The 20,121-nt window shown below is 38.7% G+C and carries 9 protein-coding genes, 2 tRNA genes and 3 rRNA genes; 12 read left to right on the plus strand and 2 right to left on the minus strand.

Translation table 11 applies throughout. The features are described from left to right. Positions 1-2 precede the first annotated feature (2 nt). On the minus strand, positions 3-995 hold the full coding sequence (locus tag LZQ00_RS00920) for a sugar kinase (protein WP_234511127.1): 993 nt from the start codon (positions 993-995) through the stop codon (positions 3-5). A gap of 161 nt (positions 996-1,156) precedes the next feature. Here LZQ00_RS00920 and LZQ00_RS00925 point away from each other — a divergent pair, with 161 nt between their 5' ends. Genes LZQ00_RS00925 through uxaC form a run of 3 tightly spaced genes read left to right on the plus strand, consistent with a single transcriptional unit; the run spans position 1,157 to position 4,570 of the window. Next, positions 1,157-1,978, plus strand: a complete 822-nt coding sequence (locus LZQ00_RS00925; RefSeq protein ID WP_234511129.1) for an SDR family oxidoreductase — start codon at positions 1,157-1,159, stop codon at positions 1,976-1,978. A 10-nt stretch (positions 1,979-1,988) separates the two neighbouring features. Then, positions 1,989-3,149, plus strand: a complete 1,161-nt coding sequence (gene uxuA / locus LZQ00_RS00930; protein WP_234511131.1) for a mannonate dehydratase — start codon at positions 1,989-1,991, stop codon at positions 3,147-3,149. Positions 3,150-3,160: 11 nt separating this feature from the next. After that, positions 3,161-4,570 carry a glucuronate isomerase gene (uxaC, locus tag LZQ00_RS00935; RefSeq protein ID WP_234511134.1) on the plus strand — a complete coding sequence of 470 codons (1,410 nt, stop codon included), beginning with the start codon at positions 3,161-3,163 and terminating at the stop codon, positions 4,568-4,570. A gap of 34 nt (positions 4,571-4,604) precedes the next feature. Here uxaC and LZQ00_RS00940 read toward each other — a convergent pair whose 3' ends face one another. Next, complete coding sequence (locus LZQ00_RS00940; RefSeq protein ID WP_234511135.1) at positions 4,605-5,630, minus strand: LacI family DNA-binding transcriptional regulator; 1,026 nt, start codon at positions 5,628-5,630, stop codon at positions 4,605-4,607. A 611-nt stretch (positions 5,631-6,241) separates the two neighbouring features. Here LZQ00_RS00940 and LZQ00_RS00945 point away from each other — a divergent pair. The 9 genes from LZQ00_RS00945 (at position 6,242) to LZQ00_RS00985 (ending at position 20,101) form a co-directional block, all read left to right on the plus strand. Beyond that, a 16S ribosomal RNA gene (locus tag LZQ00_RS00945) occupies positions 6,242-7,771 on the plus strand. A gap of 128 nt (positions 7,772-7,899) precedes the next feature. After that, positions 7,900-7,976 (plus strand) — tRNA-Ile (locus LZQ00_RS00950). An 85-nt stretch (positions 7,977-8,061) separates the two neighbouring features. Next, positions 8,062-8,135, plus strand: a tRNA-Ala gene (locus tag LZQ00_RS00955). A 274-nt stretch (positions 8,136-8,409) separates the two neighbouring features. After that, positions 8,410-11,297: ribosomal RNA gene (locus LZQ00_RS00960) — 23S ribosomal RNA — on the plus strand. A 210-nt stretch (positions 11,298-11,507) separates the two neighbouring features. Continuing rightward, positions 11,508-11,619 (plus strand): 5S ribosomal RNA (rrf, locus tag LZQ00_RS00965). The 16S, 23S and 5S rRNA genes sit together here with 2 tRNA genes alongside, the layout of an rRNA operon. A gap of 105 nt (positions 11,620-11,724) precedes the next feature. Beyond that, complete coding sequence (locus LZQ00_RS00970) at positions 11,725-12,741, plus strand: LacI family DNA-binding transcriptional regulator (protein WP_234511137.1); 1,017 nt, start codon at positions 11,725-11,727, stop codon at positions 12,739-12,741. Positions 12,742-12,926: 185 nt separating this feature from the next. Further along, positions 12,927-15,518 carry an alpha-amylase family glycosyl hydrolase gene (locus tag LZQ00_RS00975; RefSeq protein ID WP_234511138.1) on the plus strand — a complete coding sequence of 864 codons (2,592 nt, stop codon included), beginning with the start codon at positions 12,927-12,929 and terminating at the stop codon, positions 15,516-15,518. 22 nt (positions 15,519-15,540) lie between these two features. Next, complete coding sequence (locus tag LZQ00_RS00980; RefSeq protein WP_234511140.1) at positions 15,541-18,525, plus strand: SusC/RagA family TonB-linked outer membrane protein; 2,985 nt, start codon at positions 15,541-15,543, stop codon at positions 18,523-18,525. Positions 18,526-18,544: 19 nt separating this feature from the next. Further along, positions 18,545-20,101: a RagB/SusD family nutrient uptake outer membrane protein gene (locus LZQ00_RS00985; protein WP_234511142.1), complete on the plus strand. Its 1,557-nt coding sequence runs from the start codon at positions 18,545-18,547 to the stop codon at positions 20,099-20,101. Positions 20,102-20,121: the final 20 nt, after the last annotated feature.

Genomic DNA, 20,121 nt, shown 5'->3' on the forward strand with positions numbered 1-20,121 from the left:
CATTATTTTAAATGGAGAAAATCGCCTTTATTAAATAGTTTTTTAAAACCAATTTCTGTTGCCGTATCGATGATTTGTTGGGAAGACTTTTTCTGATAAATCGCAGCAATTAACCCGCCCATAAATGCATCTCCACTACCAATCCGATCAATCACCTCATTTGTTTCCAAAATTTGACTCATCTTATTTTCCAATGGACTGTGATAGGTTCCATAAAATAGATTATGCTGAGCATTATCCATAAAACGAAATGTATTGGCAACATGTTTACACTTCGGATATTTTTCAAATATTTCCTGAGCAACTGTACTGGCGTAATCAAAATATTCATCTGGAGAAGTGGTTCTATCAAGTTTCTTATGAATGGATGTTCCCAGCATTTTGTTTTCAGCCCAAATATTACCCATAATAACATCGCAGTAAGCAACTAAACGTGGCATAATAGTAATAGGCTCCACACCATATTGCCAAAGTTTATTTCTATAATTTAAATCTACAGATATGGTTATTTTTTTTTCCTGCGCAATCCGTAACCCTTCTAACATCAGGTCTGATAAATCAACACTAAGTGCCGGCGTAAGAGCCGTCCAATGCAACCAAGAACAATCTTTGAATAGTAGATCCCAATCGATATCTCCAATTTTAAGAGCTGAAAATGAAGAAAAGTTACGGTCATAGATGACCTCACCTTTGGATAATCCATTAGCAGATTGTAATATATAGGAGCCTAAACGCTGACCACCAAATACAAATTTACTGATATCCACATTTTTCTCCTTTAATAGCCTTAATATTTCTTGTGTTAAAGAATGATTAGGCGCAGTTGATACATAGGAGGAAGGTATAGAGAGCGCAGCTAAAGTAACGGCGACGTTGGCCTCTGAGCCTCCAGGATAAGCATACACGACAGACGGATCAGTATTAAAAAAATGATCTCCTTTTGCTTGTAGGCGATACAGTATTTCTCCAAAGCAAAGGACTTTATTGTAATTCATAAACGATAAATTTGCTTTTCTAAAGTAGTATAAATAATTATATTAATAACTTGTTTTTTCACTAAATGTCCGCAAACGTTTTAGTAAATAAACTGTTAAGGAAGTTTCTTTAGCAATTATTTATTTCATAAAATTGGGACTTAAAATCTAATAATTATAAAATGGGTATATTGGATAAGTTTTCATTAAGCAATCATGTTGTTGTTGTTACCGGAGCCACTGGCGTACTTGGGAAATCTTTTGTAGATGCTTTAGCCGAAGCAGGAGCAAAAATAGCTGTATTGGGAAGAAATGAGAGCAAACTCCAAGAACGCGTACAAGCAATCGAAGCAAAGGGTGCTGAGGCATTAGCGATAAAAGTGGATGTCTTGAATGAGGAAGATGTAGTGCGTGCAAAAGATCAGATATTGGCAAAATGGGGAACGATTGATGGTTTGGTAAATGCAGCTGGAGGAAATATCCCCGGAGCGACTATTGCACCAGATCAGAATCTTTTTGATCATGATGTCCATGATACCCTAAAAGCGGTTGAACTTAATCTATTTGGTACCATTATACCAACACATATTTTTGGACGTGTAATAGCAGAATCGGGCAAAGGATCTATTATCAATATTTCTTCATTAGCGGCCAGTAGACCTTTGACTCGAGTATTGGGCTATACGGTAGCTAAACATGGTGTCGATGGCTATACCAAGTGGATGTCTGTAGAACTGGCATTACGTTACGGAGATAAAGTCCGCGTCAATGCAATTGCTCCCGGAGTTTTCTTAACAGAACAAAATAGAAATTTATTAATTAATCCTGATGGCTCGTATTCAGAGCGTACACAAAAATTTATAAATGGAATGCCTTTTCAACGATTAGGAGAACCTGATGAATTAAAAGGAACTTTAGTGTATTTGTTAAGTGATGCGTCAGCATTGGTTACTGGTGAAACAATTTTTGTTGACGGTGGGTTTAATGCTTGGTCTGGCGTTTAGAAAATAAGATATGAACAAACTGGAACAAACATGGAGATGGTATGGACCGAATGATCCCGTTTCTTTAGATGATATCAAACAGGCTGGTGCAACTGGAATTGTGACAGCATTGCATCATATTCCTCATGGTGATATTTGGCCAATAGAAGATATCTTAGCGCGTAAAAAAATGATTGAAGATCAAGGGTTAGTTTGGTCTGTTGTCGAGAGTGTTCCTGTTCATGAGGCAATAAAAACGCGCAATCAGGATGCGGAGAAATATCTTGACAATTACAAAAAATCATTGGAGAATCTAGCAAAATGTGGTATTAAGATTATTACGTATAATTTTATGCCTGTTTTGGATTGGACTAGAACCCAATTAGATTTGATGATGAAGGATGGTTCGAAAGCTTTGTATTTTGATTGGATTGATCTTGCAATATTTGATATTTATGTTTTGAAGCGGGAACTTGCTGCAGAAGATTATTCAGAAGAGATTTTAAAACAAGTAGCGGAGAAAATTTCTTCGTATGCAGCATCTGATTTCGAAGAGTTAGCACGTATTGTTTTAATGGGAATTCCAGGAGAAAATGATATTAGTTTAACGGATTTAAATAAGAGTATTGCAATCTATAGTAAGATCGGTAGAAAGGGATTATTAGAAAATCTACTCTATTTCTTATCATCAATCTCTGAGATCTGTGAACGAGAAGGAATTAAAATGTCGATCCATCCCGATGATCCACCGTATTCAATCTTAGGTCTTCCTAGGATTGTGAGCAATCAATCGGATTTATCTGCTATCTTAGAAGGGGTAGATAAGCCTTTTAATGGAATTTGTTTCTGTACAGGTTCTCTTGGTGCAAGTCAAACAAATCATGTGGCATCAATATTAGAAAAAGTGAAAGATCGCGTTTATTTTGCACACCTAAGAAATGTGAGAAAAGATCATATAGGCAGTTTTTATGAAGCTGATCATATCGATGGAGATGTGAATATGTACGCTGTCATGAAAGTGCTGTGTGAAGAAAATCAGAATAGGACAATACCTATTCCATTTCGACCTGATCATGGCCATCAGATGTTAGATGATTTAAAAAAAGTATCTAATCCTGGATATTCTGCTATTGGACGATTAAGGGGGCTTGCAGAGTTGAGAGGTTTGGAATATGGTATTTTGGGTGAATAAAGAAATTAGATATGTCGGATTTTATAAATGAAAATTTTATTTTGCAATCAGATATTGCGCAACAATTGTATCACAATTATGCAAAAGATCTACCAATTATAGATTATCATAATCATCTTCCTCCAGATCAGATCTGCAATGATCATCAATTTGATAATATAACGGAGATCTGGTTGCATGGGGATCATTATAAATGGCGCGCTATGCGTACCTTAGGTGTTGAGGAAAAATATATTACTGGTGAGGCTTCTGATTTTGAAAAATTTCAAAAATGGGCTACAGTTGTTCCTCAAACATTGAGAAATCCGTTATACCATTGGACACATATGGAATTAAAAAATCCATTTGGAATCACTGAATTACTGAGTCTAGCTAATGCAAAAGATATTTATGAGAAAACAAAACAACAATTAAATACTTCAGCATGTAGCACACAAGGCTTGCTCACTCATTTTAATGTTGAAATGGTGGGTACGACTGATGACCCGATAGATAGCTTGATGTATCACAAATCTTTAAGGGATAATAAAAATTTTAAAACTAAAGTGCTTCCTACGTTTCGTCCAGACAAAGCTTTTCAATTAGCAAAGGGAGATTCTTTTAGGGCATACCTTCAAAAATTAGCTCAGATATCGAATATAAAAATTCACAACTTAGATTCTTTGTTAGAGGCGTTAGATCAACGGATCAATTACTTTGACTCATTGGGATGTGTAGCCTCTGATCATGGGTTAAAATATTTACCGCAAAAAGGTAAGTTTAATATCGCCGAAGTGGATGCTGTTCTCATGAATGTCATTAACGGAGATGATACAAAGGCTTTAGAGGTTGAAGATAGTTTTACTTTTTATGTCTTAAGTGAATTGAGTAAACGTTATCATTTAAAAAATTGGGTACAACAATTTCACTTAGGTCCTTTGCGGGATACAAATAAAGGGAAATTAGCAATTTTAGGTGCAGATACCGGATACGATAGTATAGGCGACTATTTACAAGCAGAAAGAATGGCTGACTTTTTTAATTATTTGGATAGTACAGATCAATTGACAAAAACTATTATTTATAATGTAAACCCTGCTGATAATGCTGTTTTTGGTACTATGATTGCCAATTTTCAAGAAGAAGGTGTTAAAGGTAAAATTCAATTTGGTTCAGGCTGGTGGTTTCAGGATCAACTAGATGGTATGACAGAACAAATTAATGCACTTTCTAATTATGGATTGATTAGCTGTTTTGTCGGTATGTTGACAGACTCAAGGAGCTTCTTATCCTATTCAAGACATGAATATTTTAGAAGATTGTTATCTAATATTTTTGCTGAAGATATCAGAAAAGGATATTTGCCTAATGATGTCGGTATGATTGGAAAGATGATTACGGATATCTGTTACAATAATGCATCGGCATATTTTAAAAAATAAGATGACTTCATGAATGTGGAAGTCGTTAAATTTATCAATTTAAAGAACTCGATTTTCTTATTTCTAATATAGTTTCTAGTTCTACGGTTTCAAAGTCATTGTAAGTCGGGTGTTTGATGAGGTAAATAAGCTTTTTCATGGCTATATTCCCTATTTCACCAGCAGGTTGCTTAATTCTACTTAATGCAGGATTAAGGGCAAAAGGAATAGAAATATTAGAAAATCCGATTACAGCGATTTCTTCTGGAACTTTGATCCCAAGATTTGCTAAGATGCCAAGAGTTCTTGTTGTAATCACATCTGTAGCTCCAAAAATAGCGTTAGGTTTGTTATCAGAGCTTAGAGCCTTTAGAATTGCGGTTTTTATTTGCTGATCAAGTATTTCAGTATCTTGAATATTGCATTCAATAAAGTAATACGGCTTTAAAGGAATGTCAAATTCTCTCAAAGCATCTTTATAGCCATTTAACCGATCTTTGGATACACCTAATTGGTGTCCTGTAATATGTAAAATATTTGTTCTTCCTTGTTCTATTAAGTGCTTAGTGGCTTTATAAGCTCCTTCGAAGTTATTGATCCCAACTTTATCTGTTTTTAATTGATTTACGATTCTATCAAAAATTACTACTGGTGTTTCATTTTCTTGTAATTCTTGTAATAAATTGATATTCGAGGTCTCGCTTACGGGGGAAATTAATAATCCATCAATACCTCTAGCATTTAGAACCTCTATGCAAGCTTTCTCGATCATAATATCTTCTCTACTTTGCATAATAACAATATCATATCCTGTTTCTATGGAAGCTTTCTGAATACCATCTAATATTTCAGACATGAACGTATTGTTAATGGCACATACAATAACCCCTATCGTGTTTGTTTTACCAATTTTTAAGCTTTGGGCAACCTTATTGGGACTAAAATTCATTTTAGAAGCATATTCTTGAACGATCTTTTTCGTCTTTTCACTAATTTCATAGCTATCTGCTAGGGCTTTAGATACTGTTGATATCGAAATGTTTAGTGCTTTAGATATGTCTTTTAAGGTCGTTTTAGCCATGGTGCTTAATATTTTTAAAATATTTGGTTTAAGATTGCTAAAGATATTTATAAATATGAGATATACCTAGACAATCTTATAATAGGACTTGGATTTAACGGTATTGAAGTTGTATCGCGTATGTAAATTATCCCCCACTATGTTAGGTAGTTAGGGTGGGGTGTCGGTTTATTTCTACACGGTTCTTGGAATTGCGCCTAAGAAGTTGCTATCTTTGCACCACTCCGCAAGGGAGGAGGGGTTGTTCCGAGAGGAATGGCATTGAAAAAAGGAGGGTTTAAAGTGATTTGAACGCAGAAATCTGAGGAGAAGCGATAAAAAATAAATTTATATTTATTTTGGAATTTCGGAAAAGATTTCTACCTTTGCAGTCCCAACGGAAACGAAGGGAATAAAACAAGAAAAGATCGGGGCGCAATGCCGAAGATATAAAAGCAGAAGCGTGAAGCGGATGCGAAGCAAGTTCTTTAAAAATATAATCATGTAACGTAACGAGTAGTGTTGAGAAACAGCGAAAGTTAAAAAAATCAACCTGTCAATTTTAGAATTAGAAATAAAAATACAAGACAATTCTATTTATTATAAATAGTCTTGATCTTACCCTTCATTTTACAATGGAGAGTTTGATCCTGGCTCAGGATGAACGCTAGCGGCAGGCCTAATACATGCAAGTCGGACGGGATTGGGATCAAAGCTTGCTTTGGTTCCATGAGAGTGGCGCACGGGTGCGTAACGCGTGAGCAACCTGCCCATATCAGGGGGATAGCCTCTCGAAAGAGAGATTAATACCGCATAACATCATTTAACGGCATCGTTGAATGATCAAATATTTATAGGATATGGATGGGCTCGCGTGACATTAGCTAGTTGGCGGGGTAACGGCCCACCAAGGCTACGATGTCTAGGGGCTCTGAGAGGAGAATCCCCCACACTGGTACTGAGACACGGACCAGACTCCTACGGGAGGCAGCAGTAAGGAATATTGGTCAATGGAGGGAACTCTGAACCAGCCATGCCGCGTGCAGGATGACTGCCCTATGGGTTGTAAACTGCTTTTGTCCAGGAATAAACACCTCTACGTGTAGGGGCTTGAATGTACTGGAAGAATAAGGATCGGCTAACTCCGTGCCAGCAGCCGCGGTAATACGGAGGATCCAAGCGTTATCCGGATTTATTGGGTTTAAAGGGTGCGTAGGCGGTCTTATAAGTCAGTGGTGAAATACGGCAGCTCAACTGTCGCAGTGCCTTTGATACTGTAGGACTTGAATACACTTGAAGTGGGCGGAATAAGACAAGTAGCGGTGAAATGCATAGATATGTCTTAGAACTCCGATTGCGAAGGCAGCTCACTAAGGTGTGATTGACGCTGATGCACGAAAGCGTGGGGATCAAACAGGATTAGATACCCTGGTAGTCCACGCCCTAAACGATGATAACTCGATGTTGGCGATACACAGTCAGCGTCCCAGCGAAAGCGTTAAGTTATCCACCTGGGGAGTACGGTCGCAAGATTGAAACTCAAAGGAATTGACGGGGGCCCGCACAAGCGGAGGAGCATGTGGTTTAATTCGATGATACGCGAGGAACCTTACCCGGGCTTGAAAGTTAGTGAATGATCCAGAGACGGATCAGTCCTTCGGGACACGAAACTAGGTGCTGCATGGCTGTCGTCAGCTCGTGCCGTGAGGTGTTGGGTTAAGTCCCGCAACGAGCGCAACCCCTATGTTTAGTTGCCAGCACGTCAAGGTGGGGACTCTAAACAGACTGCCTGTGCAAACAGCGAGGAAGGTGGGGACGACGTCAAGTCATCATGGCCCTTACGTCCGGGGCTACACACGTGCTACAATGGATGGTACAGCGGGCAGCTACATAGCAATATGATGCTAATCTCTAAAAGCCATTCACAGTTCGGATTGAGGTCTGCAACTCGACCTCATGAAGTTGGATTCGCTAGTAATCGCGTATCAGCAATGACGCGGTGAATACGTTCCCGGGCCTTGTACACACCGCCCGTCAAGCCATGAAAGTTGGGGGTACCTAAAGCATGTAACCGCAAGGAGCGTGTTAGGGTAAAACCGATAATTGGGGCTAAGTCGTAACAAGGTAGCCGTACCGGAAGGTGCGGCTGGAATACCTCCTTTCTAGAGCATTCGGAATTGAAGCTCGTTACGTATACACATGGTTAATATTAAGAAAACAAAGATGAACATTTGAAGAAATGTGCCCGTCCCTTTAGGATGGTCCATTGAGAGATGAAGAATGATAAGCTAGTCCCGTAGCTCAGTTGGTTAGAGCACTACACTGATAATGTAGGGGTCAGCAGTTCAAATCTGCTCGGGACTACCATCTAAGATCAGAGATGAAAGATAAGAGACAAGAGACAGAGTAAATAGTCTCGGATCTCGGCTCTGAACTCTGCTGTCTACACAAAGGGGAATTAGCTCAGCTGGCTAGAGCACCTGCCTTGCACGCAGGGGGTCATCGGTTCGACTCCGATATTCTCCACATCTCTGGATATGAGACGATAGATATGAGACAAGAGACACTTATGGGCAACCATACCAGATCTCAAATCTCCCATCTCTGATCTCACATCTAGAAGAAGAGTTCTTTGACATATTGAAAGAAAAAAAATTACAAGAGAAGACAACAGTAGAGACCATACTGTGGTGTGCTTGATGTATTGAGAAGACCCTCGGTCAAAAGCCGAACGGATCGATGCGTAGCACCATGGTTATATATCAAAAGCAACCCATAGTAGCAAAAGGGCTATGAGGTGAAGAAAGTAAATAAGGGCACACGGGGGATGCCTAGGCTCTCAGAGGCGATGAAGGACGTGATAAGCTGCGATAAGCTTCGGGTATTAGCAAATGTGATTTGATCCGAAGATTTCCGAATGGGGCAACCTAGCATACTGAAGGTATGCTGTATAAAACGCGAACGCGCTGAACTGAAACATCTAAGTAGGCGTAGGAGAAGAAAATAATAATGATTTCCCAAGTAGTGGCGAGCGAACGGGAAAGAGCCCAAACCGGTGATGTTACGGCATGACCGGGGTTGTAGGGCTGCGATGTGGCATTAGCAGACAGAAGTGGAATGGGATGGGAAGCCCAGCTATAGACGGTGATAGCCCGGTACACGTATAGAAAGCTAGCCTAGCAGTACCCTGAGTACCGCGGGGTCGGAGACGCCCTGTGGGAATCTGTCAGCACCATCTGATAAGGCTAAATACTCCTGAGAGACCGATAGTGAACTAGTACCGTGAGGGAAAGGTGAAAAGAACCTCGAACAGAGGAGTGAAAAGAACCTGAAACCGTGTGCTTACAAGCGGTCGGAGCTGGCGGGTCCAGTGACGGCGTGCCTTTTGCATAATGAGCCTACGAGTTACTCTTGTCTGGCAAGGTTAAGCGGTTCAGCCGCGCAGCCGAAGCGAAAGCGAGTCTTAATAGGGCGCATAGTCAGATGAGGTAGACGCGAAACCTTGTGATCTACCCTTGGGCAGGTTGAAGTTGCAGTAACATGTAATGGAGGACCGAACCGATAAACGTTGAAAAGTTTCCGGATGACCTGAGGGTAGGGGTGAAAGGCTAATCAAACTGGGAAATAGCTCGTACTCCCCGAAATGTTTTTAGGAACAGCGTCGGCATGGAGTCTTATAGAGGTAGAGCTACCGATTGGGTGCGGGGGAGTCAAATCCTACCAAATCCAGACGAACTCCGAATGCTATAAGATATGGCCGGCAGTGAGGCTTTGGGTGCTAAGGTCCAAGGCCGAGAGGGAAAGAACCCAGACCATCAGCTAAGGTCCCTAAATATACGCTAAGTTGAACTAACGAGGTCCGGTTGCCCAGACAGCTAGGATGTTGGCTTGGAAGCAGCCATTCATTTAAAGAGTGCGTAACAGCTCACTAGTCGAGCGGCCGGGCGTGGATAATAAACGGGCATCAAGTGTATTACCGAAGCTATGGATTTGCAGCATAAGCTGCATCTGGTAGGGGAGCATTCCATGTGGGGCGAAGCGGCCTGGTAATGGACCGTGGACCGTATGGAAAAGCAAATGTAGGCATAAGTAACGATAAGGCGGGTGAGAAACCCGCCCACCGAAAGACTAAGGTTTCCTGATCAACGCTAATCGGATCAGGGTTAGTCGGGGCCTAAGGCGCATCCGAATGGAGAAAGCCGATGGACAACTGGTTAATATTCCAGTACTTTTTATAACTGCGATGTGGTGACGGAGTAGTGACACTGCCGCGGACTGACGGAATAGTCCGTTAAAAGGCGTAGGTATAGGGACGGTAGGCAAATCCGCCGACCCTGCTGAGACCCAATAGTACAGCAAAGCTTCGGTGGCGCTGATAGAGCAGGTAAACAGACTTCCAAGAAAACCCGCTAAGCTTCAGGTTATAAAAACCCGTACCGTAAACCGACACAGGTAGTCGAGGAGAGAATCCTAAGGTGCTCGAGTGAATCATGGCTAAGGAACTCGGCAAAATGGCCCTGTAACTTCGGGAGAAGGGGCGCTTCCTTGTAGCAGTACAAGAAGCCGCAGTGAAAAGGCCCAGGCGACTGTTTAACAAAAACATATGGCTTTGCAAAATCGAAAGATGAGGTATAAGGCCTGACACCTGCCCGGTGCTGGAAGGTTAAGAGGGGATGTCATCGCAAGAGAAGCATTGAATCGAAGCCCCAGTAAACGGCGGCCGTAACTATAACGGTCCTAAGGTAGCGAAATTCCTTGTCGGGTAAGTTCCGACCTGCACGAATGGTGTAACGATCTGGGCGCTGTCTCAGCCATGAGCTCGGTGAAATTGTGGTATCGGTGAAGACGCCGATTACCCGCAACGGGACGGAAAGACCCCATGCACCTTCACTATAGCTTAACATTGGAATTGGGTACAGGATGTGTAGGATAGGCGGGAGATGTTGAAGTGGCTTCGCCAGGAGTCATGGAATCAACCTTGAAATACCGCCCTTTCTGTATCCGGTTTCTAACTCCCCGATGGGGAGGACATTGTTTGGTGGGTAGTTTGACTGGGGTGGTCGCCTCCAAAAAGGTAACGGAGGCTTTCAAAGGTAAGCTCAGTACGCTTGGTAACCGTACGCGGAGTGCAATGGCATAAGCTTGCTTGACTGTGAGACCGACAAGTCGACCAGGGTCGAAAGACGGACATAGTGATCCGGTGGTTCTGTATGGAAGGGCCATCGCTCAAAGGATAAAAGGTACGCTGGGGATAACAGGCTGATCTCCCCCAAGAGCTCATATCGACGGGGAGGTTTGGCACCTCGATGTCGGCTCGTCACATCCTGGGGCTGGAGAAGGTCCCAAGGGTTGGGCTGTTCGCCCATTAAAGTGGCACGCGAGCTGGGTTCAGAACGTCGCGAGACAGTTCGGTCCCTATCTGTTGTGGGCGTTGGAAGTTTGAGTGGATCTGTCCTTAGTACGAGAGGACCGGGATGGACTGACCGCTGGTGAACCAGTTATGCCGCCAGGTGTACGGCTGGGTAGCTACGTCGGGAATAGATAAGCGCTGAAAGCATCTAAGTGCGAAACTAGCCACGAGATGAGACTTCCTTATAGGGCCGTAGCAGATGACTACGTTGATAGGTTGCAGGTGTAAAGGTAGAGATACCATAGCTGAGCAATACTAATCACCCGAAGCTTTCTCAAGCAACGCATACACTGTTGTCTTCCTCTTTGATTTTTTCTTTCAATTGTCTATAGATTAGATATGAGACGATAGATATGAGAGACCTAGATTTTCCGAAAGGAATGATCTGACCTCCGATCTGATGTCAAATATGAGACTTAAGATAAATACATGGGCGACCATATACTATCTCAAATCTCCCATCTCAAATCTAATATCTAAAAAACATTTTAGGTGCCTATATCGGCGGTGTCTACCTCTTCCCATTCCGAACAGAGCAGTCAAGCCCGCCAGAGCCGATGGTATTGCCGTAACAGGTGGGAGAGTAGGTCGGTGCCTTTTTTTATACAGAAGCCTTTGCTGAAAAGTAAAGGCTTTTTTGTGCTATATACTTTCTTAAGCTTTCGATTTTATTTCTATATTTGAGATGCTTTTATTTTAGCACAAATGTCACAGATAACAATTGTAGAATTAGCAGAACGTTTGGGTTTATCCAAATCAACCGTATCACGGGCTTTCCGGAATGGTAATGATATTAATCCAAATACCAAAGCACGTATTTTGAAAATGGCAAATGAATTGGGGTTTTCTCCTAATATGTATGCCAGTAACTTGAGAGCTAATAAAAGTAGTACCATTGCTATTATTATTCCAGAATTTGGTAACAAATTTTTTAGCCAGGCTATTAAAGGAATTGAATTAGTAGCTAGATCGAAAAATTATCATACTTTAATTTATGTAACTGATCATCGTGTTGATAAAGAAGCATCTATTATCCGATCATTGGTAAATGGTCGAGTAGATGGTGTAATTATGTCTGCATCTGGAGAAGGACATGACCATAGTCATCTCCAAGTGTTGAAGGATAATAATATACCGCTCGTTTTTTTTGATAGGACTTATGATGATGTTAATGCTACCTATGTGACAGGTAACGACTTTGAAGCTAGCTTTGCTGCTACAGAACATTTAATTGAGAATGACTGTAAAAAAATAGCTTATTTGGTGATTAACCAGAATGTATCTATCGGTAAAGTACGTATGGCAGGTTACAGAGCTGCTTTAGAAAAACATCAAATTCCTTTTGATAAAAATTTGATCCTCGACACTGTGAATGAGTCTGAAGGTAATATGGAGGACATAAAGAACTTGTATAGAATACAACGACCTGATGGACTCTTTGCAGCTGTTGAACGTTTGGCTATATCTGCTATGCGTGTTGCAAAAAATGAAGGCATACATATTCCTGCTGAATTGAAGTTGATCTGTTTTTCATGTTTAGATATCGCAGATATGTTAGAACCAGCATTAAGTGTTGTTAAACAACCTGCTTATGAAATGGGAAAAGTAGCAACAGAATACCTCTGTGAATTGATTGCTAAACCGATTATGTTCTCTAATCAAGAAATTACTTACCTACAATCTTCCTTAATTTTTCAAAAATCTAGTAAAAAAAATTACTAAAAAGTTTGGATTTAACTATTTAGCTTTTTATCTTAGATAAAATATTGGGAACGTTCCCAATATATAGTAGCCAATTGTAAAGGAATTTCATTATTTAATTCATAGTACATTTTAAAGGATAGGCTTGTTTTAAATAATATATTGGGAACGTTCCCGTAAAATAATACAACCAATTATAAATAGTTATGAAGCATTATCTTATTTGCATTTTTTTTATTGTATCTATTCTTTTTTTTGGTTGTAAGAAAAACAACTTACCTTCTGAATCACAAGAGGAAGAAGTAACTCCTAGTGGTATTGGGCTAGTTACAAGCAATCAACTATTTAATTATTGGGATGAATCTATTACTTTCTTTTTTGATTTAAATAAAGGTAATCGAGCACTTGTTTCGACCAATGAAACCCTATACTTACACCTAGGTCTAATTACAACAGCCAGTAAAGATGAGCATGATTGGAAGGAAGTTGCAACAGATTGGTCAAAAAATGTAGATGCATATAAACTCATTCGTCAATCTGATGGTAGGTATGCAATTACATTAAACCCAAGTCAGATTTTCAAAGGTGTCAATGGAAATGAAGTTATGAAAATCGCATTATTGGTGCGAAATGCTACTGGTACTAAAGTGTTAAGGAATAAAGACGGCTCTGATATCTATGTTCCAGTTGCAACAAAAAATAAAGCTGCTCTTATATTTTTAAAACCAAATACGCAACCTACCTATGTATTAGGAACAGAACAAGAATCTTATTTATTGAACGAAGAACTTGCTATAGAAGTTTTATCAAATGTACAAGGTAAACTTTCGTTAAGTATTGATCAGGTGCTGCAAGAAAGTGTAAATGGAGCATTAAAACATACTTTCACATGTAAACTTGGACGGGTTGGTTTGCATCTTATTACTGCCCGAATTGAGGCAAATGGAAAAATCTTTGAAGAGAAGTTACAGGTCTTCGTTAATGATAAACCAGTAATTGCTGAATTACCATTAGGTGTTAAGAAAAATGGAATAACAATCGATAAGCAAAAGAAGGAGGTTAGTTTTGCATTGACAGCTCCCGGCAAATTAAATGTTTTTTTATTGGGTAGTTTCAATAATTATCAAGCTGAATCCAAGTATGTTCTGAAACAAACACCAGATGGAAATACATGGTGGTTGACGTTAACAGATTTTGATTTTTCAAAAAAATACACATATCAATTTTTAATAGATGGTCAATTAAAAATAGCTGATCCTTATAGCAACCTTATTTTAGACCCAATCAATGATACTGGTATTGGTAGCACAATTACTGATTTACCAGCTTATCCCACAAACCAGACGCAAGGTAATGTGAGTGTATTGGAATTAAATAAAGAAGAATATGTTTGGAAAGTTCAGAACTTCAATAAACCAAATCCTTATGATTTAGTTGTTTATGAACTATTAACACGTGATTTTTCTAAAGAGCATAATTTTGTATCTATCCGTGATTCAATCCCTTATTTGAAAAGGTTGGGTATTAATGCAGTAGAATTGATGCCTATTCAAGAAAGTGAAGGAAACTCCAGTTGGGGTTACAACCCTTCTTATCATTTGGCTTTGGATAAGTATTATGGACGTGAAAACGAATTAAAAAGTTTAATCGACAACCTTCATCAACAGGGTATTGCTATCATTGTTGATGTTGTATTGAATCATGCATTTGGACAATCCCCTCTTGCCCAACTGTATTTTGAAAATGGAGCGACTTCATCGAGTAATATTTGGTTTAACACTGTAGCGCGTCATCCTTATAATGTTGGATTTGATTTCAATCATGAAAGTCCCTTCACACAAACTTTTGTAAAGGATGTTTTGAAGTATTGGATGGAGGAATTTAAAGTAGATGGTTTCCGGTTTGATTTATCAAAAGGATTCACACAGAAAAATTCAGGTACGTCAGACAATAATGTTGCTTCTTGGTCAGCTTATGATGCCAGTCGAATTGCGATATGGAAAAATTATCATGATTATCTAAAAACACTTGATCCAAATTGTTATGTGATCTTAGAACATTTTGCTGCAGATGAAGAAGAGAGAGAATTGGCAGCTGAAGGGATGCTTTTATGGAATAATTTAAATGGGCGTTTCAATGAAGCGACAATGGGCTATAATACAGAATCTAAATCAGATTTGAGTCGATTGTTTGCCGAGTCACATGGGTTTGAAACACCCAATTTGGTTAGCTATATGGAATCTCATGATGAGGAACGTATCCAATTTAAAAATGCACAATATGGAGCTATTGATGGTTCTTATTCGGTTAAAAACCTAGCAACAGCTTTAGATAGAAACAAAGTTGCAGCAACGTTCTTATTAACAAGTCCAGGGCCTAAAATGATTTGGCAATTTGGTGAATTTGGTTATGATATTTCAATTGATGAGAATGGAAGAACTGGGGAAAAACCTTTGAAATGGGATTATTTAAAAAATTCGTCACGTAAGGGTTTATTTGACCATTATGCGAAATTAATACGCTTGAAAAAAGCAAATTCAATTTTTAGAAAAGCAACATTATTATCATCCTCATTGCAGGATGGGTTAAAGTATTATGTAATGACTGACGGCAATCAAAAAGTACTTGTCATTGGTAATTTCGATGTTGTAGATAGACAACTTACAATAACAACAACTTTATCGGGTACCTGGTATGATAATATGAACCAATCGAACCTAAATTGGAGTACAAATAATCATATTACCATTAAACCTGGGGAATACTACCTCTTAAGTAAAACTAAATTAACAAACTAAACAAACTAAAATCAATTACATTATGAGCAAATTTACATTACGAGCTGTAATGACCTTTGGTCTTTTGATGATGCTTTGGGTTAATGCTTTCTCTCAAAACTCTTCACTTTCAGGTAAAGTGTTAGATGACAAGGGAGAAGTATTAGTAGGAGCAACTATTCAAGTCAAAGGAAGTCAAATTTCGACAGCAACAAATCAAAACGGGGAGTATAAGATTAGTCAATTACCGCTAGGTAAAACGACTATTACAGTCAATATGATTGGCTATAGCTCTATGGATTTACCCATTCAAATTATTGAAGGAGCAAATGTTTTAAATTTCACATTAAATTCGACTACCAGTAACTTAGAAGAAGTAGTGGTAATTGGTTATGGTGTGGCTAAGAAAAAACAAATTACAGGTTCTATCTCTAGTGTAGGACCTAAAGAATTTAACGCTGGAGTAGTCAGTTCTCCAGATCAATTATTAGCAGGTAAAGTTGCTGGTTTAACTGTTAATAGATCAGGAGGTGACCCTACAGCTGGATCAACAATACAATTGCGTGGGCCATCATCATTGACAGCGAGTTCTTCTCCATTATATGTTATCGATGGAGTGGTTGGTGCAAATATTGAATTGGTAGCGCCAGATGATATTGTTTCGATGGATGTTATGAAAGACGCCTCATCAACAGCAATATACGGATCTCGAGCTGCAAATGGTGTTATTTTCGTTACGACGAAACGTGGAAAAGCAGGCAAGCCTGTTTTATCTTATAGTGGCTATGCTGCTGTTGAACGTGTAGCAAATCGTGTAAATGTATTAAGTGCAACTGAGCATAAGCAATTTGTGGAAGACAATGGTTTAGCGGTTGCTGCTTCCGAAACTGGTTTTGATACAGATTGGCAAGATGAAATAACTCGAACAGGGGTTTCTCATAATCACAATTTGTCATTAACAGGTGGTTCAGAAGGTACAAGATACAATGCTTCTATCAATTATTTTAATAATCAAGGAATTGTAAAGAGAAGTGATCTTGAACGGGTTGTAGCAAGAGTTGGTGTTGATCAAAATGCTTTTGATGATCGATTGAAGTTGGCTTTCAATGTTGCCAATAGTATGAATAAGTCCAATCATGTGGATTATGGAATATTCAATGGGGCTGCACGCTATTTACCAACATCTCCAGTGCGTTCTGATGATGCGGCATACGCAGCATATGATGGTTATTTCCAAGTTCCAGGAAGGACAAATTATTTCAACCCAGTAGCCATGTTGAACCAACGTGATGAGGAGCGAAATAACAATACCTTATTGGCGAGTTTAAAAGCAGACCTTACAATTTTTAAAGGATTGACCTGGACAAATGTGATATCATATCAACAAAATCAATTTGATAAGAAGTACTATATGCATCGAACAGATTTCGATTCTAAGGCTTTAGGAAGAGGTTTTGCAGAACGTTCAAATCTGAAAAATATAGATAAGATTTTTGAGTCTTATATTAACTATAATTTCACTAAGAATCTTCACTCGTTTGATGCGATGGCTGGTTATTCTTATCAAAAAACAAAAAATAATGATGGAGTTGTAGCCTCTTCTGTAGGATTTATGTCAGATGATTTAGGAGCTAATAATCTTAATTTAGGAACATTACCAGACGGATATAATCCATATGGTTCATACCCATATATTTTAGAGTCTTTATTGATTTCAGTCTATGGTCGTGTGGGTTACAACTATGATGAAAAATATTTATTAAGTGCATCTGTACGTCGTGACGGTTCTTCAAAATTTGGAAAAAATAATAGATGGGCGACATTCCCTTCTATTTCTGGAGCTTGGAGAATTAGCAGAGAAAGTTTTATGCAAGACCAAGATTTATTTAGTGAATTAAAGCTACGTGTGGGATATGGCGTATCTGGAAATCAGAATATAGATCCATATCGTCAGATTATTATTTTTGGTCCTCAGAATGGTCAATTTTTATATAATGGAAATTGGGTGAATGCTTATGGTGTCAATCAAAATGAAAATCCTGATTTGAAATGGGAAAGTACATCGATGTTCAATGCGGGATTAGATTTTGAATTATGGAAAGGTCGTTTAGGTGGTACGATTGAATATTACAATAAAGAAACGAAGGATTTATTGTATGAGTATGATGTTCCATCACCTCCGTATCAGTTCAATCGCTTATTAGCGAATGGAGCGAGCATGAATAATAAAGGGGTGGAGATTACTTTGAATGCTGTAGTTTATCGTAATAGTGATTTTTCATATAACACGACGGTTAACTTTGCTAAGAACGTCAATAAAGTAGGATCATTGGCTTCTAATATTGCAAACATTGGTGTTTCACAGCGTTATGAAGGAAGTATTGGTTTAGATGGATGGACGGGTCAAACTGCTGCAATTGTTTTGCCTGGTTATGCTTTAGGAACGTTTTATGTAGCCAATTATATTGGCTATGATGCAACTGCTCAAAAAACAATTTATCAAAAACCGTCGGGTGAATTAGTAACACAAGATCAAATTTCTGCACCTGATGATTATATGGTGATGGGACAAGCTCTTCCTAAATTTACCTACGGTTGGAATAACAGTTTTCAATACAAAAATTGGGATTTCAATTTCTTTCTACGTGGTATGTATGGAAATCAAATTTTTAATGCAACACGTGCCGATTTGAGTCGCCTGCAACAAGCTAATGTAACGAATATCTCTCAAGATGCTGTTAAAGAAGGAATATTTGAAACACCATTAATTGCTTCTAGCCGATTCATTGAAGATGGTTCCTTCTTACGATTGGATAATGCGACTTTAGGGTACACCTTCCATACGAAAGAGTCTAAATATTTTAGAAATGCAAGGTTATATGTATCTGGACAAAACTTGTTCACCCTGACAAAATATTCTGGTGTAGATCCAGAAGTAAGTTTAAGTGGCTTAGCTCCAGGTATTGATAATAGAAATTATTATCCAAAAACAAGATCATTCTTGTTAGGTGTAAAATTAACTTTTTAACCTTTATTCACAATTAGTTATGAAAAAGAGATTCAGTAAAATTAACTTATTCTTGTTTGCTGGACTATTGGTAGCAGGACAGTCTTGCACCAAGTTCGACGATAAGATGTATTCCGCATATACAGAAGATACATTTCCTAAAACTCCAGAACAGTTTATTGCAGTAACAGGACCTGTATATACTGCTGCTAGAGGTTATTTTGATAATTACTTTAGTCTTCAAACGGCAGGAGCCGATGAAGTTGTTATTCCCACAAGAGGGGGAGATTGGTTTGATGGAGGTAAATGGCGCGATATGCACTATCATACCTGGTCACCATCACATGAAGTGGTTCAAAATAACTGGGATTGGGGATTTAATGCCATTGGTACTTGTAACCGTGTGTTAAGTGTTTTGGAAAAAGCTCCAGAATCGACTACGAAAGCACAGACTATTTCAGAAATAAAAGCCATGCGTGCTTGGTATTATTTTTTGATGATGGATGCTTATGGAAATATTCCGCTAGTAACCAGTTTTGATACAGGAACAGAATTGCCGGCAACTAAACCTCGAGCAGAAGTGTATCAATTTATTGTTCAAGACTTAGAAGATAATCTTGCAAATTTAAGTGAAGAAAAAAGCGAAGCTACTTATGGTAGACCAACAAAATGGTTTGCACATACCTTATTGGCAAAATTGTATCTAAATGCACAAGTTTATAGTGGTACTGCAAATTGGAATAAGGTTGTAGAACATAGCAATGCTGTCATTAATTCAGGAAAATATAGCTTAGAAAATGATTTCTTGACACAATTTAAACCAGATAATGGTCCGTCAAGTCCAGAACCTATTTTTTCTATTCCCTATGATGCTTCTCGTGCAACAGGTAATACGTTGTTTAACCGTGTATTGCATTATGCCCATCGTCAAACATTTGAATTGAGTATTAACCCTTGGAATGGATGGAGTGCTCAACCTGCTTATTTTGACTTGTTTGAAAATGCGGATAATCGTAAAAAACAATGGTTATATGGTCAACAATATAATTCAACAGGACAGCCACTGGATTATAACGGTCTTAATGTAGTTTTAGATCCATATGCTTATAACTTATTGCCTGGATCTGACTTTGATATTGGAGGTGCAGATGACGGTGGACGTTTAGCTGGGGCTCGTTGTATTAAATACTATCCTGACAAAAATCAAATCAGCAATAATGCGGGTAATGACGTTGTTGTATTCCGCCTTGCAGATGTCTTATTAATGAAAGCAGAAGCTGTTTTAAGAGGAGCTACAGCCGCAAGTGCTACACAAGCATTAGATGCCGCTAATCAAGTCCGTAAACGTGCTTTCCCTGTTAATCCAGAGAAATATTTTACAGCAAGTACATTGACTTTGAATGCGATTTATAAAGAACGTGCCTTAGAATTTACATTTGAATTGACGAGACGAACTGATATGATTCGTTTTGGAAAATGGGAAGATGCTCAATTATTTAAACCTGCAAATCCTGGAGAAACTTATAAACGTTTGTTTCCTATTCCAGCTAGGGCAATAGCAAATAATAATAAATTGGTGCAAAATCCTGGTTATTAATCTTTAAATGAATAGAAATT

The organism is Sphingobacterium sp. SRCM116780, from assembly GCF_021442025.1.
In the GTDB taxonomy this organism is placed as follows: Bacteria; Bacteroidota; Bacteroidia; order Sphingobacteriales; family Sphingobacteriaceae; genus Sphingobacterium.